The organism is Micrococcaceae bacterium Sec5.8 (assembly GCA_039636775.1).
Classification (GTDB): domain Bacteria; phylum Actinomycetota; class Actinomycetes; order Actinomycetales; family Micrococcaceae; genus Arthrobacter.
The window spans coordinates 1360936-1386017 of the sequence record CP143429.1 but is presented as its reverse complement, the minus strand read 5'-3'; the positions used below and the strand labels follow the sequence as shown (position 1 = coordinate 1386017).

Sequence of the window (25082 nt, the reverse complement as noted above, 5' to 3'; positions counted from 1 at the left end):
GGCACTGACGTAGCGCCCGTTGGTGGTTCCGGAAACTGCACTCGCCGGCGGCTGGACGCCCGGGCTGGCACTGGGCTGGACGCTCGGGCTGACACTGGGCAGGACAGTTGGAACACGTGGGCTGGCGGTTGGCCGGGCGCTCGGGCTCACCGGGGCAGCACTGCTCGCTGCCGCCGCGGGCGGCGCCGAGGCGGAAGGAACCGCCTCACTCCCGGCGGTCACGCCCGGCGCCGGGCCCGGGCCGCAGGCCACCAGGGCACCGGCCGCAACCGTTGCGACGGCGCCGGCCGCGAACGCCGCGATCCAGGGCCGCCGGCGTCGGGCGGCTGCAGGGGCGGCGGAACCAGGCGGCGGTGTGTCAGCGCTGAAAGCGGCTGTTCTTGTGCTGCTGTTGCTGGTGTGGGTGTTGGTCAAGTCCATGTCAGTCCCCCGGTAGCCTTGGTTGTCCGGATTGCAGGTTATCGGCACTGTGAAGCGCTGCGGATCACGGCTCGCCGAAGGAGTCTGAGTGGATACCGGGCTCAGCCCGGGTCGAAGCATGCCGGACCGACGCAACGGTCTCGTTGTCCTCGTTGAGGACCACCACGACGTCGATCCTGCCGCCGGCCAGCGCCGGCGGCAACCAGTGCTCCGCATCCTGCCACATCTGATGCAGCGGAAGGGCCGCGACATCGAACCACTCCGGTGTGAGTTCCGGACTTTCTGCGGGCTCGCCCTCCCAGCGCCGGGTGGTGAACAGCCGGCACGACATGTTCCACTCCGACCGTGCCGGAAAGATGAACTCGACCAGTCCCGCGTGCGCCAGATCTTCCTGCCGGACGACGACGCCTGCTTCCTCCCGGACTTCCCGGACCACGGCCTCGGCATCAGTCTCGCCTGCTTCGACGTGGCCGCCGACCCCCACAATCTTGCCGGTGCCGAACCCGGTCCGTTTCAGGCCCAAGAGGACCTCGGTGCCGGAGCCGGCGTCGCGGAGGAGGAAACAAAGTGTGACCGGAGTGGACGCCATGAATCCAGCCTATAGCGGGCCCGGCGAAGCCGGAGTGCTGTGGCCCTATCCCAGCGCCCTCGGATGGGCGGCAGCGTAGATTTCCCGCAGAGTGTCGGCTGTGACCAGGGTGTAGACCTGCGTGGTGGTGACAGAGGCATGGCCGAGCAGCTCCTGGACCACCCGGACGTCGGCTCCGCCCTCCAGCAAATGCGTGGCGAAGGAGTGCCGCAGGGTGTGCGGCGAGACGTCCTTGGTGATGTTTGCCTTCTCTGCAGCTGTTTTGAGAATGGTCCAGGCGCTTTGCCGGCTGATCCGTCCGCCGCGGGCGTTCAGGAACAGCGCCGGGGTCCCCTTTCCCTTGGCGGACAGCAGGGGGCGGCCGCGGACGAGGTAGGCGTCAAGCGCGCGGGCACCGAAGGAGCCCAGCGGGACCAGCCGCTCCTTGGAACCTTTCCCGAACAGCCTGACGATCGGGGGCCCTTCGTCCCCGGCGGTGTCGAGGGAGATGTCGTCGACGTCGAGCCCGACGGCTTCGCTGATACGGGCGCCGGTGGAATAGAGGAACTCCAGCAGGGCCCGGTCCCGCAGGCCGGTGGCCGTATCGGTGCCCACCGCTTCCAGGATCCTGGTGACCTCGTCGACGCTGATGGCTTTGGGCAGTCGCTTTCCGGGCATGGGCGGGTGGACGTCACTCGCCGGGTCGGTAGGCGTGAGACCTTCGAGTGCCCAGAACTTGTGGAGCCCGCGCACGGCCACCACTGTCCGGGCCGCTGAGCGGATACCCAAGGCAGAGCCGCCGTCGGAGCCGTCGGAAAGGGCGCGGACGAAACCGGTGACGTCGTGCCGGGTGATCTCACCAGGGCGCTGCCGGCCGGTGTGGTCGAGATGCCGGGCGTAGCGCGCCAGGTCCCGCCGGTACGCGGAAAGGGTGTTCGCCGCCAATCCTCGCTCCACCCCCATGTGCTGGAGGTAGTCCGTCATGGCGCGGTCGATCGCCGTGGGGGTCCTGGCCGGGGCTTCCGGTGCGGTGATCAGCGGTTCTGTCATCAGCGCTGGCTGGGATGAGCAGTCCACGGCGCGTCGCCGGGGCGGAGGCTCTTGAAGTCCTCGGCACGGGCGGCTGCGGCGGCCAGGACCCCGACGACGGCGGACGGGTTGTGGAGGCGACCCTCCAGCACCGCCACAACAGCTGCGTCGAGGGGGATCCAGTGGAGCTCGATTTCGGCTTCCTCGTCGGTGCGGACATGGAGTTCGTGGCCGGGCACGTCACTGAGGTCCCGGGCGAGGTAGATGCGGATGGCTTCACTGGAGGACCCGGGGGAATTGAAAAAGTCTGCCAGCACGTTCCATCGGCCGGCAACCAGGTCCGCTTCCTCTGCGAGCTCCCTCGCCGCACCGGCCACAAAGTCCTCGCCTTCGACGTCGAGGAGCCCGGCCGGGATCTCCCAAAGGTCCATGCCGACGGGGTGCCGGTACTGCTTGATCAGCAACACGTGCCCGTCCGCATTCATCGGCAGTATGGCGACGGCGCCGGGGTGTTCGATGTAGTCGCGGACGAGCGGACCGCCGTCGTCGTGGAGCTGGAACGTGTCGCTGACGACGTCCCAGATCCGGCCTTCGTAGACCGTTTCCGACGACAAAAGACGGCGCGGGCTCGGTTCATCCAAAACCAGCCGTGCAGCATTGGGGGTCTCAGACATACCGGGCATCGCGCCGTCCTTCGGTTCTGGTGGAGGTTACTTTAACTCTGCCGGAGTCGCCTTGGCAGCAGCCTTGGCGGCAGAAGCCGGCTGGCCGCCGCCCTTCTGGTGCTGCAGTGCTGCCTTGACCAGCCCGGCGAACAGCGCGTGCGGCCGGGTGGGGCGTGAGCTGAGTTCCGGGTGCGCCTGCGTGGCGACGTAGTACGGGTGGACTTCGCGGGGAAGTTCGACATACTCCACCAGTTTGCCATCGGGCGAGGTTCCGGAGAACACCAGGCCATGGGCTGCGATCTGCTCGCGGTACTTGTTGTTGACCTCGTAGCGGTGGCGGTGACGTTCGCTGACCTTGGTGGTGCCGTAGGTCTCGGCAACGACGGACCCTTCGTCCAGCTTGGCCTCGTACAGGCCCAGACGCATGGTGCCGCCGAGGTCACCCTTGCCGTCGACGATGTCCAGCTGCTCTTCCATCGTGGCGATCACGGGGTATTTGGAAGCCGGCTCGAACTCGGAGGAGGAAGCACCCTCCAGGCCGACGACGTTGCGGGCGTATTCGATCACCATGCACTGCAGGCCCAGGCAGAGACCCAGGACCGGGAGCTTGGATTCCCGGGCGTACTTGAGCGCACCGAGTTTGCCTTCCAGTCCGCGGATGCCGAAGCCGCCGGGGACACAGATGGCGTCCACTCCCGCCAGGGCCTTGAGCGCACCCTCATGGGAGTCGCATTCGTCCGAGGGCACCCAACGGATTTTGACCTTGGTGTCGTTGGCGAAGCCGCCTGCCCGCAAAGCCTCGGTCACCGACAGGTAGGCGTCCGGCAGGTCGATGTACTTGCCCACCAGGGCAATCTCCACCTCGTGCTTGGGGTTGTGGACCGCGTCGAGGAGCTTGTCCCAGCTGGTCCAGTCGACGTCCTTGAACGGCAGGTCCAGGGCGCGGACGATGTAGGAGTCCAGGCCCTGGGAGTGCAGCGTCTTGGGGATGTCGTAGATGCTGGGGGCGTCGGGACAGCCGATGACGGCGTCGATGTCGACGTCGCACATGCGGCCGATCTTGTCGCGCATCGGCTGCGGAACGTCCCGGTCCGACCGGATCACGATCGCCTCGGGCTGGATGCCGATGGAGCGAAGCGCGGCAACGGAGTGCTGGGTTGGCTTGGTCTTCAGTTCCTGCGACGGGCCAATGTAGGGCACGAGCGAGACATGCAGGAAGAAGACATTTCCGCGGCCGATGTCCTGGCGCACCTGGCGGGCGGATTCGAGGAACGGCTGCGACTCGATGTCGCCCACGGTGCCGCCAATTTCGGTGATGATGACGTCGGGGGCGTGCTTGCCCTCGGCGGGAAGCCGCATGCGGCGCTTGATTTCATCGGTGATGTGCGGGATGACCTGGACGGTGTCACCAAGGTACTCGCCGCGGCGTTCCTTGGCGATGACGGTGGAGTAGACCTGGCCGGTCGTGACGTTGGCCGAACCCTCGAGGTTCTCGTCCAGGAAGCGTTCGTAGTGGCCAATGTCGAGGTCCGTCTCGGCGCCGTCGTCGGTGACGAAAACTTCGCCATGCTGGAAGGGGTTCATCGTGCCCGGATCCACGTTCAGGTAGGGATCGAGCTTTTGCATAGTTACAGACAAGCCGCGTGCCCGCAGGAGGTGACCGAGGCTCGAAGCCGTCAGTCCCTTACCGAGCGAGGACGCCACACCACCGGTTACGAAGATGTGTTTGGTCGTCTTGGACGAGCCCGGAAACCGGGAATTTACACGGGAATTTGATCGCTGCACCACGGAGTTCGAGCCTATCATCGATTCGGCCTTTCAAGAGTCGGTTGCCGGCATCCCGCTGGAATTGTGGTTGCCGTACGGGTCCGCCGTTTACGGTGGTCAGGCCTGCTGCGGCAGGAGCCTGGCGTCGTCCAACAGCTCCTGGGCGTGGGCCTGCGCGGATTCGGAATCCTCCTGGCCGGCGAGCATCCGGGCCAGCTCCCGGACGCGCTCACCGGCGTCAAGGAGTTTGACGTCGCTGGAGGTGAAGCCGGTCGCCGTTGCTCCGTCAGCTCCCCGCACCGAGGTTTTGGTGACCCGGATGTGATGGTCGGCGAAGGCCGCCACCTGCGGCAGGTGGGTGACCACGAGAACCTGGACATGCCGGGCCAGCATCGCCAGGCGTCGGCCGATCTCGACGGCGGCACGCCCACCCACGCCGGCGTCCACCTCGTCGAAGACGAACGTGGGAACAGGATCGACGGCGGCCAGCACCACCTCGATGGCGAGCATGACGCGCGACAGTTCACCGCCGGAGGCACCCTTGCCGAGCGGACGGGCGGGGGCGCCTGAATGAGGCTGCAGCAGGAACGCGATCTCGTCCGCACCATGCGGCCCCGGCTGCCCGCCGGATTCGATGGTGATCACGAGCGTGGCGTCGGCCATCGCCAGGGCCTTGAGTTCGGCACTGACGCGGGCAGAGAGGTCCTTGGAGGCCTTTTTGCGCAGCTTGCTGATTCCCGCGGCCCGCTTGACCAGCTCCGTCCCGGCACTCGCCACGGCGGCGTCCAGCGCCTCGATCCGGCTGGAGTCGTCCTGGAGTTCCAGGAACCGCTCCCGGGACTGTTCGGCCCACACCAGCACTTCGTCAATGCTGGGTGCGTATTTCCGCACCAGCTTCGCGAGGGCCCCCCGGCGGTCCTCTATCTCCGCGAGCCGTTCCGGGCCCTCGGTATCCAGGGACGTCTGGTAGCTTGCGAGTTCGGTGGCGATATCGTTGAGCAGGAACCCCACCTCTGCCAGCCGTCCGGCCGCGGACCCGAGTTCCTCGTCGTGTTCCGCGACGTGCTCGAGGGTGCGCTTAGCGGCATCGACCAGCGCCGTGGCGTCATTGCCGTCACCGAAGTCCTCGGCGATGAGTGCCTGGTGCGCGGTTGTAGCAGCGATCCGAAGTTCCTCGACATTGGCGAGTTTGACGGCCTCCGCTTTGAGGGACTCATCCTCCCCTGGCTGCGGATCCACGCCGTCGATCTCGGCCAGGGCAGCCTCCAGGGACTCGGCCTCGCGGAGGCGTTCCCTGGCAGCGCTGCGCAGCTCGTCGAGCTCGGCCTGGCTGGACTTCCACTGGGCATAAAGTTCCTGGTAGGAGCCGAGTTCCGCCGCGAGGTTCTGCCCCGCAAATTTGTCCAGCGCCTCGCGCTGGGCCACCGGGCTTTTGAGCCGGATCTGCCCGGACTGGCCATGAACCACCACGAGGGTTTCGCCGATCTCGCCGAGGACACCCACGGGCGCGGCGCGTCCGCCCAGGTATGCGCGGCTGCGGCCGTCCGCGCCCACGCTGCGGGCGAGCAGCAGCTCCGCTGCACCGTCGAACTCCTCGACGTCAGCGCCGGCCTCTCGGGCGCGCGCCACAGCCGGGTGCCCGGCGTCGAGCTTCACCGTTGCCTCGGCCGAGGCGCTCTTCGCGCCGCTGCGCACGGCGCCGGCGTCGGACCGGGCGCCGAGCAAGAGCCCGACGGCGGTCACCACCATGGTCTTGCCGGCGCCGGTTTCACCTGTCACAACGCTCAGGCCGGGGCCGAGGGGCAGCGTGGCGTCGGTGATGACACCGAGGTCGCGGATTCTCAGTTCTTCAAGCATGGTTCACTTCGCAGTTGATGGATCGGAAGCCTCGCCCGGACCGGCAGGCGGCGGCGTCGAAAGCGGCGGCATCGGCCGGGGCGTGCGGATCACGGGCACCGGCCCGGTATGGATCGCGGCGGCCTGCGGCATGGGGCCGCGCCAGCCCTGGATGGGCAGTTCAAATTTGCTGACGAGGCGTCCGGAGAACGGCGTCTGGTGCGTGCGCGCCAGCCGGACCGGCGTCGCCGAACGGGTGACTTCCACCCGCGCTCCCGGCGGCAGGTCCACAGACCGCCGGCCGTCGCACCACAGCACGCCCTGCGCGTCAGTGCGGTTCAGGATTTCCACAGCGAGCCGGGATCTGGGCGAAACCACCAGCGGCTTGGCGAAGAGCGCGTGGGCGCTGATCGGCACGATCAGGAGCGCCTCAACTTCGGGCCAGACCACGGGGCCGCCGGCGGAGAAAGCGTACGCGGTGGAGCCGGTGGGAGTGGCCAGGACGACGCCGTCGCAGCCAAAGGACGTCAGCGGCCGCTCGTCGACCTCGGTGACCACTTCGAGCATTCGCTCCCGGTTGCCCTTCTCGATCGCTGCCTCGTTCAATGCCCAGGTATGCCAGATTTTCTGGCCGCGGACCCAGACCTGGACATCAATGGTCATCCGCTCTTCCACCGTATAGTCACGGCTCGCGATCCACTCGACGGTCTGGGCGAGGTCCGCCCTTTCGCTTTCGGCGAGGAATCCCACGTGTCCGAGGTTGACGCCCAGCAACGGCACATCGACCTCCCGCACCAGTTCCGCGGCGCGGAGGATCGTGCCGTCGCCGCCAAGGACCATCACAAGTTCGACGTCGGGCAGCATCACGTGGTCGTGGAGGATCTCGACCGGCTGGTCGAGGCGTCCGAAGAAGCGGACCATGTCGCCGAGTTCGGACTTCAGCATCACCGGAACGATGCCGGAGCCGTGGAGCCGGGCGCACGCTTCCCAGGCAGCCTTGAGGGACTCCTCACGGCCTGTGTGGGCAAGGATGAGGACACGCCTGCTCATCGGGTTCCGCCTTCTAGTGCTTCTAGTCGTTGGGCCAGAGTGTGGTGGGCCAGATCGTTCGCAGTAACCCAGCAACGGCTGCGTCCCGCTCTTCGATCTTAGGCAGGTCTGTTCGAAAACCGCGCTTAATCCACAGGAAGTACTCGACGTTTCCATCCTGGCCCGGCAGCGGGCTGCTGGCGAGGCCCTTCAGTTCCAGGCCCGTGTCCATCGCTTCGGCGGCGACTTTGCCGACCGCGAGGCGGCGCTCCCGCTCCGAGGTCACGACGCCGGTGCGGCCCAGCCGGTCCTTGCCGATCTCGAACTGCGGTTTGACCATGAGCACCAGGTCCCCGCCGGGTAAGGTGCATGCTGCGAGGGGTGCCAGCACGAGGGTGAGTGAGATGAAGGAAAGATCTGCCACCGTCAGGTCCGCCGGTCCCCCGATTTCCGCGGATGTCATGTAACGGACGTTGAGTCCTTCGTGGACGGAGACGCGGGGGTCACTGCGGATCACGGGGACCAGCTGGTCGTGGCCGACGTCGACGGCCACAACGTGCCCCGCACCGCGGCGCAACAGCACTTCGGTGAACCCTCCGGTGGAGGCGCCGGCGTCCAGGCACCGCTTGCCTGCCGCCGAAACGGCGGGAAACGCGTCCAGCGCGCCAGCCAGCTTGTGCCCGGCGCGGCTGACGTAGTTGTCCTCATCCGCGGCGGCTACGTCGAGGACCGTATCGTCGTGGACCTGCAGGGAGGCTTTGGCGAGCACCTCACCGGCCGAGCTGACCTTGCCTTCGGCGATCAGGCGGGCGGCATGGGTGCGGGACCGTGCCAGCCCACGGCCAACGAGGGCCTGGTCAAGCCTGCTCATGCGTGGGTTCCCGTCGGGCAGTGGTGGTAATGGGCTCATTGAGGGCAGCCAGCAGGTCGTCGTGCAGGCCGGCGTAGATGTCGCCGTGCCGCGCCACGGGCAGGTCCGGCAGGGTCCCGAGGCGCTCCAGCACGGCGGCCACCCCGGCGTCTGCGGATGTGGCCTGCCCGGAGGCATCGGCCCGCTCCCCCGGCATCGCGGGCCAGATGACCCGGGGCTCGTCCCCGTTGGCGCCCGTCTCGGGGATGTGGTTCGGCTCCGTCATGGTCTCCAGTCTAGGCATCCGGCCATTCGAGGACGGGGGCCAGGGCGGCGGAGGTTTCCGGGTTGGCCGTCCACCAGGCCGAGCACGCCGCCCGCCACGCGTTGAGGTCCCCGCGATCGCCGCTGACGCGGACGCTTCGCCCGTGAACGACTGCGGAGGCCGCGCCGCACCGGTGCTGGACGCCGTCGTGCTCAATGGCAGGGTAGGGACGGTAGAGGTCCGTGAGGTCGTTGATGAGGTAGGTGGGCCGTTCCAGGGTGCGGGCGGCCAGGATCGTCTCCCGTGTGTCGACGCCGGTTAGAACGGCCGCCGTGGCGAATCCGGCGTTGTTGCCGCCAAGGATGTCCGTGTCCAGCCGGTCGCCGACCACCAGCGGCCGGTCCGCTGCCAGGCGTTTGGCGGCAGCATGGAACAGCGGCGCTTCCGGTTTGCCAGCAACCAGGGGACATTTCCCGGTGGCTGCGGATACCGCCGCGACCAGGGTGCCGTTGCCCGGGGCCATGCCCCGGGTCTGGGGAATGGACATGTCCGTGTTCGTGGCGACCCACAGCGCTCCGCCGGCGACGACGTAGGCGGCTTCCGCGAGGTCCTTCCACCCGAGGTCCGGGTGAAAGCCCTGGACGACGGCGACGGGCCGCTCCGACTCACTGCGGACCGGCACCATCCCCGCCATTTCAATCTCCTGCGCGAGGGAGTCACCGCCGGTGATCAGGACGCGGGAACCCGCCGGCAGCAGGGACACCAGCAAGTCGGCTGCGGCCTGCGAGGAGCTGACCACCTGGTGGTCCGCCGCCGGCGCGCCGAGGTCGCGCAGGTGCTGCGCGACCTGGGCGGGCGTGCGGGAGGCGTTGTTCGTGACGTAGACCAGGCCGACGCCGATCCCGGCGAGCCGGCGCAGCGATTCCACCGCGCCCGGTATGGCATGCGGGCCCGCGTACACGACGCCGTCGAGGTCGGAGAGGACTGCATCGAAGGCCGCGATCAGCTCCGCGTCTGCCATTCCCGCTCAGCCTTCGGAGCGGTCCGGCACGCGGGAGTCGCCGTCGCCGTCGATACCATCGTGCGAACGGTCTTCAGACAAATCGCTGCTGTCAGCGTCGCCGGAGTCAGTCTCGCCGGAGTCATCGCCGCTGAGCACCTCGGAGCGGTCCAGGGTGTCCTTTTCGACGGAATCCTCATCGGATTCCGTGTCGTCGGACTCCCAAAAATCTGATTCGCCGTCGTCTGATTCGTCGTCTAGGGCGCTGGCTGCGGCAGCTGCTTCCGGCAGTCCGGCAACCGCCTCGGCGCTGGCCGCTCGGGGCGTCTCCTCGTGCTCAGGAACCTGAGCGGACGTGGCGGAACGCTGGGCTGCCTGGTCGGCGAGGTGCCGGCGCTCCTGCGCTTCCTCACGGGCTTCCTCTTCCTCATCCCAGCCGAGGTCGATGATGTCCGGGTCCTCGGCCACGTCGAGACCGAGGGCGTTCTCGGCGACGGCGGCCTGGCGTTCCCACTTCTCCGACTCGGCCGTGCGGCCCACGGCGGCCAGAGCCTCAGCGTAGGCCCGGAACAGGCGCGGGCTGTAGGAGAAAGCGCGGTTGATGTCGAGCTGGACGATTTCCAGTTCCGAGACGGCAGCGTCGAGCTGGCCAAGATCTGTCCGGGCGCCGGCGGCTACGATGGCAAGCTCTGCCTTGCCGGGGGCGTCGAGGTCCTTGGCTTCTTCAGACCGCGCCATTTCCAGGGCGCGGTCCGCCCGGCCGAGTCCACGTTCGCAGTCAGCCATGACCGGCAGGTGCATGTTGGACCCGCTGATGCGCCGGTACGTGCGGAACTCGCGCAGGGCTTCGCCGTAGTGCCCGGCGGCGTAGGCGGTGAGGCCCACGGCTTCGCGGACGGCGGCGAGGCGGCCGCCGCGGCGGCTGGCCGCGAGGGCGTGCTGGAACGCCAGCTCAGGCTCGTCATCAATCAGGCGGCCAGCCATCACGAGGTGGCGGGCCACCCACTCGGCACTGTTGTCCTCAAGGGTCCTGATCTGGTGCTGGGTGGCGCGGTCCAGTTCCTTGCCCGTGACGTCGTCATCAATCTGCGGGGACCGCTCGCGATCGGGACGGTTGGCACTGCGGAGATCCCTGGCGTTAGGCACTCGTACCGGGCGGTCCTCAGGGCGGTCGCGACCGAACTGGCGCGGGCCGGACTCGCCACGGTCAAAGCCACGTGCAGGACGGTCCTCACGGCTGCCAAACGGCTTGCGATTGTCGCGGTCACCATAAGGCTTCCGGTCACGGTCAGCACCGCCGCTGTAAGGCGGCTTCCGGTCTCCGCCGCCGGCACCGAAGCTGCGGCGTTCCCCGCCACCTTCACGAGGGGCACGGTCACCATAAGGCTTCCGGTCACGGTCAGCACCGCCGCTGTAAGGCGGCTTCCGGTCTCCGCCGCCGGCACCGAAGCTGCGGCGTTCCCCGCCACCTTCACGAGGGGCACTGTCACCATAAGGCTTCCGGTCACGGTCAGCACCGCCGCTGTAAGGCGGCTTCCGGTCTCCGCCGCCGGCACCGAAGCTGCGGCGTTCCCCGCCACCTTCACGAGGGGCACGGTCACCATAAGGCTTCCGGTCACGGTCAGCACCGCCGCTGTAAGGCGGCTTCCGGTCTCCGCCGCCGGCACCGAAGCTGCGGCGTTCCCCGCCACCTTCACGAGGGGCACTGTCACCATAAGGCTTCCGGTCACGGTCAGCACCGCCGCTGTAAGGCGGCTTCCGGTCTCCGCCGCCGGCACCGAAGCTGCGGCGTTCCCCGCCACCTTCACGAGGGGCACGGTCACCATAAGGCTTCCGGTCACGATCGTTGGAGGAAGGGCGCTCTCCCTGAGTGCCCCGGTCATCGCGAGCACGGTAACCCCGGGGATCGCCGCCGGAGTTGTTGGTGCCGCGGAATCCTCCCCCACCCGAAGAGCGGCCGCCAAAGTTGCCGCGGTCGTTTCCGCCGCGGTTACCGTCGTTGTGCTCAGCCATGCTGGATTCCTCCTGTTATGAGCTGACCACTGGCGCAATCGCAGCCGCTCTATTCCGTGTTTCGTCCTTACGCAACCCGAAATCAAGCGCTTCGAAGTCCGTATATCTCAGTCAATTCTAAGCGAGACCCCTGCGCCCGGCTAACGGCGGAGGCACTTCTGCACCATCCGGTGTCAAGCCTCACACAAAGCAGGTGAGTGCGCCTCGATCACCCCTCGCCAGCAGGCCGGAAGCACAAATTGCCACAGGCAAGACGTGTGGCCTGGGGACCCTGGTGTGCCGGGGTGTTCTTGTCGGGGTGCCGTTTGGTTTTGGTGGTTAAATGCGGGAGAGCCCCTGACCTGGTGGTTAGGGGCTCTCGACCGTTTAATGGTGTTCCGGCGGTGACCTACTCTCCCACACCCTCCCGGGTGCAGTACCATCGGCGCTGTGGGTCTTAGCTTCCGGGTTCGGAATGGGACCGGGCGTTTCCCCCACGCTATGACCGCCGTAACTTTTTCTCCGCACCGTACCAGGGGCCCCGTGGGGGGGGTGGTGGTGGGAAACTTTTGGTTACAACTGTGGTGTTGTTATTTTGTTGTGTTCGCAAGCAACGGGTTTGTTGGTTGGGAACCACATAGTGGACGCGTGCAGTCTTGTTATCTTTGTACCTCCCGGTGGTGCAAACGCTTTTGAATCGTTTGCCCGGGTGGTGTGTGGTGTAAGTTATCGGCCTATTAGTACCGGTCAGCTTCACGAGTCGTTAGTCCTCGCTTCCACATCCGGCCTATCAACCCAGTGGTCTGGCTGGGGGCCTCTCACACACAAGGTGTATGGAAATCTCATCTCGAAGCGAGCTTCCCGCTTAGATGCTTTCAGCGGTTATCCCATCCGAACGTAGCTAATCAGCGGTGCACTTGGCAGTACAACTGACACACCAGAGGTTCGTCCGTCCCGGTCCTCTCGTACTAAGGACAGCCCTTCTCAAATTTCCTGCGCGCGCAGCGGATAGGGACCGAACTGTCTCACGACGTTCTAAACCCAGCTCGCGTACCGCTTTAATGGGCGAACAGCCCAACCCTTGGGACCTACTCCAGCCCCAGGATGCGACGAGCCGACATCGAGGTGCCAAACCATGCCGTCGATATGGACTCTTGGGCAAGATCAGCCTGTTATCCCCGAGGTACCTTTTATCCGTTGAGCGACGGCCATTCCACAATGTACCGCCGGATCACTAGTCCCGACTTTCGTCCCTGCTCGAGATGTCTCTCTCACAGTCAAGCTCCCTTGTGCACTTACACTCGACACCTGATTGCCAACCAGGCTGAGGGAACCTTTGGGCGCCTCCGTTACTTTTTAGGAGGCAACCGCCCCAGTTAAACTACCCATCAGGCACTGTCCCTGACCCGGATTACGGGCCGAAGTTAGATGTCCAAAGTGACCAGAGTGGTATTTCAACGATGACTCCACCCGAACTGGCGTCCGGGTTTCAACGTCTCCCACCTATCCTACACAAGCCACTCCGAACACCAATACCAAACTATAGTAAAGGTCTCGGGGTCTTTCCGTCCTGCTGCGCGTAACGAGCATCTTTACTCGTACTGCAATTTCGCCGAGTTTATGGTTGAGACAGCGGGGAAGTCGTTACTCCATTCGTGCAGGTCGGAACTTACCCGACAAGGAATTTCGCTACCTTAGGATGGTTATAGTTACCACCGCCGTTTACTGGGGCTTGAATTCTCAGCTTCGCCTTGCGGCTAACCGGTCCTCTTAACCTTCCAGCACCGGGCAGGAGTCAGTCCGTATACATCGTCTTGCGACTTCGCACGGACCTGTGTTTTTAGTAAACAGTCGCTTCCCCCTGGTCTCTGCGGCCCCTGCACGCTCCGGACAGCTGGTGTCCATCACGATGGGGGCCCCCCTTCTCCCGAAGTTACGGGGGCATTTTGCCGAGTTCCTTAACCATAATTCTCTCGATCGCCTTAGTATTCTCTACCTGATCACCTGTGTCGGTTTGGGGTACGGGCGGCTAAAACCTCGCGTCGATGCTTTTCTCGGCAGCATAGGATCACCAAATCCCCCCTTGACGGGGGTCCCATCGGGTCTCAGGCATCATGAACAGCGGATTTGCCTACCGTTCGCCCTACATCCTTAGACCGGGACAACCATCGCCCGGCTTGGCTACCTTCCTGCGTCACACCTGTTAATACGCTTGCCTCCCAGGATCAGGTCCCGCGCTCCACCAAAACCCTCCACCCACAAGGGGTGTCAGGCAGGTCTCGGGCAGTTAGTATCCCCTGTTCAACATGGACGGTTTTTCGCCGGTACGGGAATATCAACCCGTTGTCCATCGACTACGCCTGTCGGCCTCGCCTTAGGTCCCGACTTACCCAGGGCAGATTAGCTTGACCCTGGAACCCTTGATCATTCGGCGGACGGGTTTCTCACCCGTCTTTCGCTACTCATGCCTGCATTCTCACTCGTGTAGGCTCCACCGCTGGTTTACACCGCGACTTCACTGCCCACACGACGCTCCCCTACCACTCCAGACGCCTGAACCACAAGGGCTTGGCTACTATCTGAAATCCACAACTTCGGCGGTGTACTTGAGCCCCGCTACATTGTCGGCGCGGAATCACTTGACCAGTGAGCTATTACGCACTCTTTTAAGGATGGCTGCTTCTAAGCCAACCTCCTGGTTGTCTTCGCAACTCCACATCCTTTCCCACTTAGCACACGCTTAGGGGCCTTAGTTGGTGGTCTGGGCTGTTTCCCTCTCGACTATGAAGCTTATCCCCCACAGTCTCACTGCTGCGCTCTCACTTACCGGCATTCGGAGTTTGGCTGACGTCAGTAACCTTGTAGGGCCCATTAGCCATCCAGTAGCTCTACCTCCGGTAAGAAACACGCAACGCTGCACCTAAATGCATTTCGGGGAGAACCAGCTATCACGAAGTTTGATTGGCCTTTCACCCCTACCCACAGCTCATCCCCTCCATTTTCAACTGAAGTGGGTTCGGTCCTCCACGACGTCTTACCGTCGCTTCAACCTGGCCATGGGTAGATCACTTCGCTTCGGGTCTAGATCACGCCACTGCAACGCCCTATTCAGACTCGCTTTCGCTACGGCTTCCCCACACGGGTTAACCTCGCGACGTAACACTAACTCGCAGGCTCATTCTTCAAAAGGCACGCCGTCACAGCTACAAGGCTGCTCCGACGGATTGTAAGCACACGGTTTCAGGTACTGTTTCACTCCCCTCCCGGGGTACTTTTCACCTTTCCCTCACGGTACTGGTCCGCTATCGGTCATTAGGGAGTATTTAGGCTTATCAGGTGGTCCTGACAGATTCGCACGGGATTTCTCGGGCCCCGTGCTACTTGGGATACTCCCCGGGCGGTACACAACATTTCGGTTACGGGGCTCACACCCTCTCTGGCCGGCCTTTCAAGACCGTTCACCTATGCCTGCACTACACACCCCACTGTCCCGGCAGAGACAGAATGGGAAGTCCCACAACCCCGACCATGCAACGCCCGCCGGCTATCACACATGGAACGGTTTAGCCTGATCCGCGTTCGCTCGCCACTACTGACGGAATCACTATTGTTTTCTCTTCCTGCGGGTACTGAGATGTTTCACTTCCCCGCGTTCCCTCCACGCACCCTATGTGTTCAGATGCGGGTCACCAGGTGACTCGCGCCCCTGGCGGGGTTTCCCCATTCGGACACCCTGGGATCACAGTCCGGTTATCGACTCCCCCAGGCTTATCGCAGATTCCTACGTCCTTCTTCGGCTCCTAATGCCAAGGCATCCACCGTGTGCTCTTAAAAACTTGACCACAAAAGATCAAAAACGCTAATTTTCGAGAGAACCACGAAAACCAGCCACACCCAACAACACCCCCACAAAGGGAATGCCACCACGCGCAGCCAGATCCAGGTTCATATTCTTGGAAATTGCTTCTTTATAAAAGATGCTCGCGTCCACTATGTAGTTCTCAAACAACAACCCCAAACCACACACCCCACACGCACCCCCGCAAAAGGGGCGACACCGTGTGCTCGCTGCAGCCAGGAAACCAGAAACACAAGTCCCGGCAGAACAACAACCCCAAAAGGCCATCCCCCCACCGGTCCTGTTGCCTCAGGACCCAACAGTGTGCCAAACACTAAACCACCAGCACCCCCCGCACACCGTTCCAGGAACCACACAAGTGCAGAACCGTACTAAGTGCCGCAGGAAAAACCAGCGGCCGCTATTTGTTGATATTCCACCCGTGAGCACCCGCCGCAGAACTTACGTCTGCGCAACGGGCGTACTCCTGACAACCCCTCCACACTCACATACATGAGGCAAGGTGGCTGTAGGTGCTCCTTAGAAAGGAGGTGATCCAGCCGCACCTTCCGGTACGGCTACCTTGTTACGACTTAGTCCCAATCGCCAGTCCCACCTTCGACAGCTCCCTCCCACAAGGGGTTAGGCCACCGGCTTCGGGTGTTACCAACTTTCGTGACTTGACGGGCGGTGTGTACAAGGCCCGGGAACGTATTCACCGCAGCGTTGCTGATCTGCGATTACTAGCGACTCCGACTTCATGGGGTCGAGTTGCAGACCCCAATCCGAACTGAGACCGGCTTTTTGGGATTAGCTCCACCTCACAGTATCGCAACCCTTTGTACCGGCCATTGTAGCATGCGTGAAGCCCAAGACATAAGGGGCATGATGATTTGACGTCGTCCCCACCTTCCTCCGAGTTGACCCCGGCAGTCTCCTATGAGTCCCCGCCATAACGCGCTGGCAACATAGAACGAGGGTTGCGCTCGTTGCGGGACTTAACCCAACATCTCACGACACGAGCTGACGACAACCATGCACCACCTGTAAACCGACCGCAAGCGGGGCACCTGTTTCCAGGTATTACCGGTTCATGTCAAGCCTTGGTAAGGTTCTTCGCGTTGCATCGAATTAATCCGCATGCTCCGCCGCTTGTGCGGGCCCCCGTCAATTCCTTTGAGTTTTAGCCTTGCGGCCGTACTCCCCAGGCGGGGCACTTAATGCGTTAGCTACGGCGCGGAAAACGTGGAATGTCCCCCACACCTAGTGCCCAACGTTTACGGCATGGACTACCAGGGTATCTAATCCTGTTCGCTCCCCATGCTTTCGCTCCTCAGCGTCAGTTAATGCCCAGAGACCTGCCTTCGCCATCGGTGTTCCTCCTGATATCTGCGCATTTCACCGCTACACCAGGAATTCCAGTCTCCCCTACATCACTCTAGTCTGCCCGTACCCACCGCAGATCCGGAGTTGAGCCCCGGACTTTCACGGCAGACGCGACAAACCGCCTACGAGCTCTTTACGCCCAATAATTCCGGATAACGCTTGCGCCCTACGTATTACCGCGGCTGCTGGCACGTAGTTAGCCGGCGCTTCTTCTGCAGGTACCGTCACTTTCGCTTCTTCCCTACTGAAAGAGGTTTACAACCCGAAGGCCGTCATCCCTCACGCGGCGTCGCTGCATCAGGCTTTCGCCCATTGTGCAATATTCCCCACTGCTGCCTCCCGTAGGAGTCTGGGCCGTGTCTCAGTCCCAGTGTGGCCGGTCACCCTCTCAGGCCGGCTACCCGTCGTCGCCTTGGTGAGCCATTACCTCACCAACAAGCTGATAGGCCGCGAGTCCATCCAAAACCACAAAAAAGCTTTCCACCCCCCACCATGCGATGAGGAGTCATATCCGGTATTAGACCCAGTTTCCCAGGCTTATCCCAGAGTTAAGGGCAGGTTACTCACGTGTTACTCACCCGTTCGCCACTAATCCACCAGCAAGCTGGCATCATCGTTCGACTTGCATGTGTTAAGCACGCCGCCAGCGTTCATCCTGAGCCAGGATCAAACTCTCCGTTGAAGTAAAACAGACACAACCAACACCCCCGGGAAAACGGGACGCGCCAGCTGCACAAAATTTGAAACCAGCTGTAAAAACCAGACCACACCACGGGGTGGCGCAATCCAGTCAATTCAACCAATTCAATACAATAAATTGGTATCAACAAACTTGGCACACTATTGAGTTCTCAAACAACAGACACATTCAAAGTAATCATCAAAACATTCAATATCATTGAATTCTTTTGTTTCGCTTTTTCTTCGCTGCGATATTTCAAGCTTATTTCATTCACATCCACTTTGCAAATCCGGATATTCATTCGGAATTCACTAAGTGGACTGACTATTCCCAACAGAATGAGAAGTAAATATCCGTCCGTCGCATCGTTCTCCGGGGAGACGACAGCGGCAGGAGAATCGCTTCTCTAATTTTGTTGGGGTTGGCCACCACTCTGCGGTGGCGACTGAAGAAACAATACACGCTCCTGACCGACCTGGCAACTGGACCGGGGCGGGAGCGCGTAGACGGGAAGGCGCAGTTACGGCGCAGTGACCTCCACGGTTGCCAGGTTCTTCTTGCCCCGCCGCAGCAGCAGATAGCGGCCGTGCAACAGCTGGCCGGCTTCAATCACGGTGTCAGGGTCCGCAACCTTGGCGTTGTTGACGTAGGCGCCGCCCTCCCCCACCGTGCGGCGGGCGGCGGACTTGCTCTCCGACAGCCCGGTAGCCACCAACAGCTCAATGATGCCCAAGCCGTCCGAAGCGACGGTTGCTGAGGGAAGTTCGGACGTGGCGGCCTTCAGGGTGGCCTCGTCCAGGACTGCGAGGTCTCCGTTACCGAACAGCGCAGCCGAGGCGGCAATGACTTTCTCCGTGGCATCCACCCCATGCACCAGGGAGGTCACTTCGTAAGCAAGCTTGCGCTGTCCTTCACGGGCAAACGGCCTCTCGGCCACGGACGCCTCCAGGGCCTCGATTTCGGCCCGGGTGAGGAACGTGAAGACCTTCAACCGCGCAGCGACGTCGCTGTCCGCCGTGTTGAGCCAGAACTGATAGAAGGCGTACGGGCTGCACATCTCCGGGTCCAGCCAAACGGCGTTGCCCTCGCTCTTACCGAACTTTGTGCCGTCGGCATTGGTAATGAGGGGTGTACCCAGTGCGTGGACGTGCTTGCCCTCGACCTTGCGGATGAGTTCCGTGCCGCTGGTGAGGTTGCCCCACTGGTCCGAGCCGCCGGTTTGCAGCACGCAACCGTGGTCGCGGAAAAGCTGCAGGTAGTCCATGCCCTGCAGGATCTGGTAGCTGAATTCCGTGTAGCTGATTCCCTCATCGGAGTTCAGGCGGTTGGCGACAATGTCCTTCTTGATCATGGTCCCGACCCGGAAGTGCTTACCAATCCCCCGCAGGAAGTCGATGGCGCTCAGCGGCGCGGTCCAGTCAAGGTTGTTGACCATCCGGGCCGCGTTGTTGCCGTCGAAGCTAAGGAAACGCTGAACCTGTGCCTGCAGTTTTCCGACCCATTCCGCCACGGTCTCGGGAGTGTTCAGAACGCGCTCGGCACTCTGGCGCGGATCGCCGATCAGGCCGGTGGAGCCGCCGACAAGGCCGAGGGGCTTGTGGCCGGCGAGCTGGATCCGGCGCATCAGCAGCAGCTGGACCAGGTTGCCCAGGTGAAGACTCGGTGCGGTGGGATCGAAGCCGCAGTAATACGTTGCGGGGTCACCGGCGAGCAGCTTTTCCAGCTCTGCCTCATCCGTTGAGACGTGGACCAGGCCTCGCCATTTCAGCTCCTGCCAGACGTTGGCGAAGCTGGGGTCATTCTGCTGGGAACGGAGATCATTTAGCTGGGACACGGAATCTAAGTTAGCAGGCTCAGGGCACCCTCAGCGCGTGTGACTCCCAGCCGACCCGCCGCCGGACGGCAGGCGGCAGCCGGCAGGTCCTACTCCTCGATGCCGGCCGGCACTCCTGCGGACGCGATGAGCCGCAGCCGCTGGGTGGGCCGGGTCATGGCCACGTACAGGTCGCCGACCCGGCCGTGCTCATGGTTCAGCATCGCCGACGGTTCCAGCACCACGACGCCGTCGAACTCCAGGCCCTTGGCCTCGCGGGGGCTGATGACGACGATGTTCTGCTCATAGCTGCCGGCGTCCGTGCCGACACGCCGGCCGTAGACGGCGCGCAAGGCTGCGGTAGCCTCCGGAAGGAGATCGCCGTCGGCAATGACCGCCAGCAGGCCCCCCTCCAGTGCCTCGATCTCCTGCGGCAAGACTTCCACGAGCTTGCTGATGATCCGGCCAGGCTCGACGTGGTCGATGACCGGTGACCAGCGGCCCTCACGGACAGCCTTCGGTGCGGATACGACAAGCCCAGCTGCGTTGGCCATCCGGGCGGCAGCTTCGGCGATCTGCGAGGGCGTGCGGTAATTGACGGTGAGTTCCTCGAGTTGCCAGCGGTCCCCGAACATCGGCGCCAGGGCGCTTTGCCAGGAATTGGCACCTGCCACGGAGCTTGTTTGGGCAATATCGCCGACAATCGTGAAGGACTTTAGCGGGCAGCGGCGGACCAGCAGCCGCCACTGCATCGGCGAGAGCTCCTGCGCCTCGTCCACCACGATGTGCCCGAACGCCCAGCTGCGGTCGGTCGTAGCGCGCTCCGCCGCGGTGAGCCGGGCCTCGCGTTCCTGGTTCTGGTCCACGAGTTCCTCTGCGGAGATCAGGACATCCACGCCCGCGGTTTCCATGTTGACCAGGGTCTGCTTGGCATTGGCGAGGTCGCGTGCGCGGTCGCTTTCCTGCTGGGCCAGTCCCCTGCCGGCTGCAGCGTCGAGTTCGCCCAGCAGCTCGGCGGCCTCGTCCAGCAGCGGCACATCCGCTTCGGTCCACGGTGCGTCGGCGGGCCGCAGCAGCAGTGCCCGCTCGGCCGGGCTGAGATGGGGGGTGCAGGCTTCCAGGATCGCCGGCCGGGTGAGGAGTTCGCCGATGAGCTTCTCCGGCGTCATGGGCATCCAGCACAGGTTGATAGCGATGCGGACGTCCCGGGCGGAGCGGACGTCTTCAGCCAGATAGGAGCGGTCTGCGTTGTTGCCGATGCTGCCGGCTTCCACGAGTTCGGTCATCTGCTCGGTCAGTTCGCGCAGCAGGATCTTCACGAACGAGACGCGGGCCTCGTTGTGCGGCTTGCCGGTGGAGCGCGCCCGGTCCCGGGCGCGGCGTACCTGCCGGGGGGTGAGGAGGAGTTTGCGTCCGTCGACCTCGAGGACCCGGTTTTCCGCGGGTATGCGTTGCCGGTTGGCCACAGCGTTGGCCACCACGTCGGCCATCTCCAACCGGCCCTTGATGGCTGCGACCTCGGATTCCGGCTCGGCGACCGCATGGATTCCTGGCATCAGGCGGCCGACACTGGCCATCACGACACCCGTTTCACCCAGTGATGGAAGCACCCGCTCGATGTACTTCATGAACGACGACGACGGTCCCACGAGCAGGACGCCGGCGGTCTTGAGCCGGTCGCGGTGGGTATACAGCAGGTAGGCAGCACGGTGCAGCGCGACGGCGGTTTTACCCGTTCCGGGACCGCCCTGGACCACGAGGGCGCCCGAGATTGAGGACCGGATGATCCGGTCCTGCTCGGACTGGATGGTTCCGACGATGTCGGACATCCGGCCGGTCCGTTTGGAGTTCAGAGCTGCCAGCAGGGCACCCTCGCCCTGGAGGGAGTCGTTGTCGGCGAGAAGGTCCGCGTCAAGGACATCATCCTCGATCGCTTTAACCTCGCGGCCCTGCAGGATGAGGTGCCGGCGGCGGCGCACACCCTGCCGGTCGAACGCGGTGGCCTGGTAAAAGTGTCCGGCTTCCGGGGCACGCCAGTCCAGCATGAGACGCTGGAGGTCCTCGGTGGTCAGGCCGATCCGGCCGATGTACTGGGCTTCGCCCGAGTCGAGGTCTAGACGGCCGAATACCAAACGGTCGTCGACGGCGTCCAGCTGCGCCAGGCGGTCCTCGTACAGGGCCGCGAACGCATCCCGCTCGGAAACGTTCTGCATGGTGCCCACCGCGCCTGCGCGCCGGACCTGCGCCAGCTGGGCACGCTTTTCCGCCCGCAACTCATCCAACCGGGTATAAAGTCCGGCCACGTAGTCGCGTTCATGGACCAAATCAGCGTCATGCATCGAACGTTCCCCTATCGAAAAAGACAGACCAACCATTCTACAACCATTTCGGCCTTCCCACCGGCACATGTCTGTTTTTTGCAGGCAGTCTATCGAGCAGGTCGCAGTCGTCCAGCGCTCCCGTCCAGCGCTCCCGTCCAGTGCTCCCGTCCGGCTTGCTTCCGTCCGGCGGAGGGACATTGCCTAGAGGCGGAGCAAGGAGCTGACCGGGTGGCCGCCCAGCGCCGAACGGCCCTGGAGATCAGCAAGCTCCAGGACGACTCCCACGCCGGCGACCTGCACGCTGCAGCGTTCGAAGAGCTTGACCGCAGCGCCCAGCGTGCCGCCCGTCGCGAGGACGTCGTCGAGGATCAGCACGCGGCTGCCGGGAGCGAGGTCCGTGGTGTGCAGTTCCAGGGTGGCGTTGCCGTATTCAAGGGCGTAGTCCTCGGAGACCACTTCGCGCGGGAGTTTTCCGGCTTTACGGACGGTGATGACGCCCGTTCCGCTGGCGTACGCCGCGGCGGACGCCAGCAGGAACCCGCGGGCCTCCACACCGGCGACGGCGTCGAATTGTCCTTCATATGGCTCCACCAGAGCGTTGACCACCGCCCGCAGTGCGGTCCCGTCCGCGAAGACGGGGGTCAGGTCTCTGAAGACAATGCCGGGCTTGGGGTGGTCCGGGATGGTGGCGCACAGGCTGTTGATGAGCCCTGCCACGTGCGGGGAAGTGCCGTTCGGTGCGGTCATGATGGGGTGGATCTGGCGTTGGTTCACCCGTCAACCTTACGGGGTTCTGCCTGCCCGCTTTTTGCCGGGCCCCGAATGTCCGCGGCGTCAGGGCAACCGTATCTTCGCCGCCTTGTACCGGGAGACGGTGGGGTCCCCGGTGAGCCAAAACCGCCACGGGTAGTCGGCGGAGCCGCCGGCGCCGGAGACTCCGACGCGGGGTCCGGCGCTGATCTCTGAAGCACGGGCCGGCGGCAGTTCCAGCCGGAACGGTGCCGCCAGCGCGTCCCGGCCGCTGTCCGCCGTCGTGAGGCCGAGCGCCGTGGCAAGGCGGGCTGGTCCGCTCGCCAGGTCCTTGGCGGACTTCGACGTCGGCCGGCGGGTGAGCGCCAGGTCACCGCCTGCGACGATTTCCCCTGCCCGCAACAACACGGCGGACGCCACGCCTGCCGGCCCGCACACGATGTTGGCGCAGTGGTGCATGCCATACGTGAAGTAGACATACAGATGGCCGGCCGTGCCGAACATCGGGGCGTTGCGCGCGGTGGCTCCGCGGAATGTGTGCGAGCCCGGGTCCGGGTGCAGCGAGTCGTGCGGGCCCAGGTAAGCCTCCACTTCCGTGATCCGCACCGACACCGGGCCATCATGCCCTTGGTGCGTCAGCACCGCGCCGAGCAGCAACGGAGCCACTTGCCGGGCGTCCGCGGAGAGAAACGTCCGGAGATCTGCGCTGCCGGGCGGCGGAATGATCATGCTCCGACTTTAACAAAAGCCCCTAATCCCCCTCCACGGCCATGTCCGATTCCCGCTAGCAGCGGTGCCGGGAAGCTGGCAGGATGGACGCATGGACTTCTGGCAGCGCTACCGGGCCATCGATGCCCGGGACACCCGGTTCGACGGGCAGTTCTACACCGCGGTCCGCACCACAGGCATCTATTGCCGGCCGTCCTGCCCGGCGCGGACCCCCAAACCGGGGAACGTCACCTTTTACGAGACGTCCGCCGCCGCGCACGACGCCGGCTACCGGGCCTGCAAGCGCTGCCTGCCCGAGGCTGTTCCCGGCACCCCCGCCTGGAACCTCCGCTCCGACGTCGCCGGCCGTGCCATGCGGTTGATCAACGACGGGGTGATCAACCGCGACGGCGTGGAAGGGCTCGCGGCCAGCCTCGGTTACTCCTCCCGCCAGCTCAACCGGATCCTCAGCCACGAGCTCGGCGCCGGGCCCCTCTCCCTGGCGCGGGCCAGCCGGGCCCAGACCGCGCGCACCCTGCTTGTCTCCACGGCAATGAAAGTCGCGGACATTGCCTTCGCGGCCGGCTTCAACAGCGTCCGGCAGTTCAACGAGACCATTGGCGGGGTCTTCGCCATGACGCCCTCGGCGCTGAGGGCCACTGCCCGGCACCACCGCCTCCCCGCCGGAACCGCCGGGGAGTCCACTGCCCTGACGCTGAACCTGCCCTACCGCGAGCCGTTCGACCCGGGGGTCTTCGGTTTCCTGGCGGTCCGCGCCATCCCCGGCATCGAGGAAGGCTCGCCCACTTTCTACGCCCGGACGCTGCGCCTGGCCCACGGTGACGCCCGGTTCCGGGTGGACTACGACGCCGTCGCAGCGGGCCGTCCGCTGGTGCTGACCATCGGCGCCGTTGACCTCCGGGACCTGCCATCCCTGCTCAGCCGGGTCCGGAGGCTGCTGGACCTCGACGCCGATCCGGTCGCCATCGACAGCGCACTGGGAGGTGACTCCCGGCTGGCAGCCATCGTGGCGGCCAGTCCGGGCATCCGGCTGCCGGGTGCCGTCGACCCCCAGGAGCTGTTGATCCGGGCCATGATCGGTCAGCAGATCACGGTGGCCGCAGCCCGGACCGCTCTCGTGCGGCTCTCTGCCGCCGGGGGCGGGTGTCTGGTTCCCTCCGGAACCTTGCACCGGCTGTTCCCCACAGCCGGGCAGATCGCCGCCGGCGGTTTCGAACTGATCCGGGGCCCGCAACGCCGTATTGACGCGATCCGGGGGGCGGCAGCCGCAATGGCCTCGGGTGCGCTCGACTTCGGCTACGGCGATGACCTGCCAGGGCTGGAGTCCAAACTGCTGCCGCTTGCCGGCGTCGGGCCCTGGACAGTGGGCTATGTGGCGATGCGCGTCATCGGCGCCCCCGACGTGTTCCTGGCCAACGACGCCGCGGTGCGTAACGGCATCCGCGCCCTGGCCACAGGCCCTGGGCGCGTGCCGGAGTCCCCCGGTGCCGGCTCGAGTCCTGATTTCCGCGAGCTCAGCCCCTGGCGCTCCTACGCCACAATGCACCTGTGGCGCGTGGCGGCCGCTGCCCAGGCCGCCGCGCGGAAACCGACACCCCCTGCGAAGAAAGCGACACCATGAAAGCCCAGTTGTTGACCATGTCCACCCCGGATGGACCCTTCACCATCATTGCCCGGGACGGCGTGGTGCTTGCCTCCGGGTGGACCGCGGTTCCCGGTGAGCTGACCGGGCAGATCCACCCGGGCCTGCTGCCCGGCGAATACGAAACCGTTCCCCGGCTGGGCGCCGTCTCGGAAGCCGTGGCGGAGTTTTATGCCGGCAATCCGGCACCTGCAATGCAGGTTCCAGTGCTGCAGAAGTCCGGTCCGTTCCGCGGCCACGCCTGGGATATGCTCCGCACCGTCGCGCCGGGACATCCTGTGACGTACACCGAGTATGCGGAGCTGTCCGGCAACGTCAAAGCCGTCCGGGCAGCGGCCAGCGCCTGCGCCTTCAACGCTGCGGCGCTGTTCGTACCCTGCCATCGGGTCATCCGCTCCGACGGCAGCCTGGGCGGCTTCCGCTGGGGGCTGGCCATCAAGGAGAGCCTGCTGGCCCGTGAACGGCAGCAGGCACTTCTCCCGTCAGCGCCGGGCTAAGCG

At 64.6% G+C, this 25082-nt stretch carries 19 protein-coding genes and 3 rRNA genes; 4 read left to right on the top strand and 18 right to left on the bottom strand.

Annotated elements, in window-relative coordinates; genetic code table 11:
• Positions 1-22: 22 nt before the first annotated feature.
• Positions 23-436 (top strand): hypothetical protein, encoded by a 414-nt coding sequence (locus VUN84_06350; GenBank protein XAS65275.1) that lies wholly within the window; start codon positions 23-25, stop codon positions 434-436.
• Positions 437-484: 48 nt separating this feature from the next.
• Here the strand turns inward: VUN84_06350 and VUN84_06345 are convergent, their stop codons facing one another.
• The 10 genes from VUN84_06345 to VUN84_06300 form a co-directional block, all read right to left on the bottom strand.
• A complete protein-coding gene (locus tag VUN84_06345; protein ID XAS65274.1) occupies positions 485-1009 on the bottom strand; it encodes an 8-oxo-dGTP diphosphatase in 525 nt (174 codons plus the stop codon).
• Positions 1010-1054: 45 nt separating this feature from the next.
• On the bottom strand, positions 1055-2038 hold the full coding sequence (gene xerD, locus VUN84_06340) for a site-specific tyrosine recombinase XerD (protein ID XAS65273.1): 984 nt from the start codon (positions 2036-2038) through the stop codon (positions 1055-1057).
• Positions 2038-2700, bottom strand: coding sequence for an NUDIX hydrolase (locus VUN84_06335; GenBank protein ID XAS65272.1), 663 nt, complete (start codon positions 2698-2700; stop codon positions 2038-2040). The genes xerD and VUN84_06335 overlap by 1 nt, the downstream gene beginning before the upstream one ends.
• 27 nt (positions 2701-2727) lie before the next feature.
• Positions 2728-4488 (bottom strand): CTP synthase, encoded by a 1761-nt coding sequence (locus tag VUN84_06330; GenBank protein XAS65271.1) that lies wholly within the window; start codon positions 4486-4488, stop codon positions 2728-2730.
• Positions 4489-4566: 78 nt separating this feature from the next.
• Positions 4567-6306, bottom strand: coding sequence for a DNA repair protein RecN (recN, locus tag VUN84_06325; protein XAS65270.1), 1740 nt, complete (start codon positions 6304-6306; stop codon positions 4567-4569).
• Positions 6307-6309: 3 nt separating this feature from the next.
• Positions 6310-7335 (bottom strand): NAD kinase, encoded by a 1026-nt coding sequence (locus tag VUN84_06320; GenBank protein XAS65269.1) that lies wholly within the window; start codon positions 7333-7335, stop codon positions 6310-6312.
• 22 nt (positions 7336-7357) lie between these two features.
• Positions 7358-8185: a TlyA family RNA methyltransferase gene (locus VUN84_06315; protein XAS65268.1), complete on the bottom strand. Its 828-nt coding sequence runs from the start codon at positions 8183-8185 to the stop codon at positions 7358-7360.
• Positions 8172-8450 carry a hypothetical protein gene (locus VUN84_06310; GenBank protein ID XAS65267.1) on the bottom strand — a complete coding sequence of 93 codons (279 nt, stop codon included), beginning with the start codon at positions 8448-8450 and terminating at the stop codon, positions 8172-8174. The genes VUN84_06315 and VUN84_06310 overlap by 14 nt, the downstream gene beginning before the upstream one ends.
• A gap of 10 nt (positions 8451-8460) precedes the next feature.
• Positions 8461-9450, bottom strand: coding sequence for an HAD-IIA family hydrolase (locus tag VUN84_06305; GenBank protein ID XAS65266.1), 990 nt, complete (start codon positions 9448-9450; stop codon positions 8461-8463).
• A gap of 6 nt (positions 9451-9456) precedes the next feature.
• On the bottom strand, positions 9457-10431 hold the full coding sequence (locus VUN84_06300; protein ID XAS65265.1) for a hypothetical protein: 975 nt from the start codon (positions 10429-10431) through the stop codon (positions 9457-9459).
• On the opposite strand from VUN84_06300, the gene VUN84_06295 reads away from it, so the two are divergent.
• Positions 10420-11463: a hypothetical protein gene (locus tag VUN84_06295; GenBank protein ID XAS65264.1), complete on the top strand. Its 1044-nt coding sequence runs from the start codon at positions 10420-10422 to the stop codon at positions 11461-11463. The genes VUN84_06300 and VUN84_06295 overlap by 12 nt on opposite strands.
• A 354-nt stretch (positions 11464-11817) precedes the next feature.
• Here VUN84_06295 and rrf read toward each other — a convergent pair.
• From rrf to VUN84_06255, 8 genes are all read right to left on the bottom strand, one after another.
• Positions 11818-11934: ribosomal RNA gene (gene rrf / locus VUN84_06290) — 5S ribosomal RNA — on the bottom strand.
• A 203-nt stretch (positions 11935-12137) separates the two neighbouring features.
• Positions 12138-15263: ribosomal RNA gene (locus tag VUN84_06285) — 23S ribosomal RNA — on the bottom strand.
• A 17-nt stretch (positions 15264-15280) separates the two neighbouring features.
• On the bottom strand, positions 15281-15412 hold the full coding sequence (locus tag VUN84_06280; protein XAS65263.1) for a hypothetical protein: 132 nt from the start codon (positions 15410-15412) through the stop codon (positions 15281-15283).
• Between the two features lie 391 nt (positions 15413-15803).
• Positions 15804-17327 (bottom strand): 16S ribosomal RNA (locus tag VUN84_06275).
• Together the 16S, 23S and 5S rRNA genes form the textbook arrangement of a ribosomal RNA operon.
• A gap of 520 nt (positions 17328-17847) precedes the next feature.
• Positions 17848-19161 carry a tyrosine--tRNA ligase gene (gene tyrS, locus VUN84_06270; protein XAS65262.1) on the bottom strand — a complete coding sequence of 438 codons (1314 nt, stop codon included), beginning with the start codon at positions 19159-19161 and terminating at the stop codon, positions 17848-17850.
• Between the two features lie 89 nt (positions 19162-19250).
• Entirely contained in the window at positions 19251-21479 is a 2229-nt protein-coding gene (locus VUN84_06265) for an AAA family ATPase (GenBank protein ID XAS65261.1), read from the bottom strand.
• Between the two features lie 183 nt (positions 21480-21662).
• Positions 21663-22208, bottom strand: coding sequence for an adenine phosphoribosyltransferase (locus tag VUN84_06260; GenBank protein ID XAS65777.1), 546 nt, complete (start codon positions 22206-22208; stop codon positions 21663-21665).
• An 87-nt stretch (positions 22209-22295) separates the two neighbouring features.
• Positions 22296-22940 carry a DNA-3-methyladenine glycosylase gene (locus VUN84_06255; protein ID XAS65260.1) on the bottom strand — a complete coding sequence of 215 codons (645 nt, stop codon included), beginning with the start codon at positions 22938-22940 and terminating at the stop codon, positions 22296-22298.
• Between the two features lie 91 nt (positions 22941-23031).
• Here VUN84_06255 and VUN84_06250 point away from each other — a divergent pair, with 91 nt between their 5' ends.
• The gene (locus VUN84_06250) at positions 23032-24561 is read left to right on the top strand and encodes an AlkA N-terminal domain-containing protein (GenBank protein XAS65259.1); all 1530 of its coding nucleotides are present in this window, start codon (positions 23032-23034) and stop codon (positions 24559-24561) included.
• Positions 24558-25079 (top strand): methylated-DNA--[protein]-cysteine S-methyltransferase, encoded by a 522-nt coding sequence (locus VUN84_06245; protein ID XAS65258.1) that lies wholly within the window; start codon positions 24558-24560, stop codon positions 25077-25079. Before VUN84_06250 ends, VUN84_06245 begins: the two co-directional genes overlap by 4 nt.
• Positions 25080-25082 lie beyond the last annotated feature (3 nt).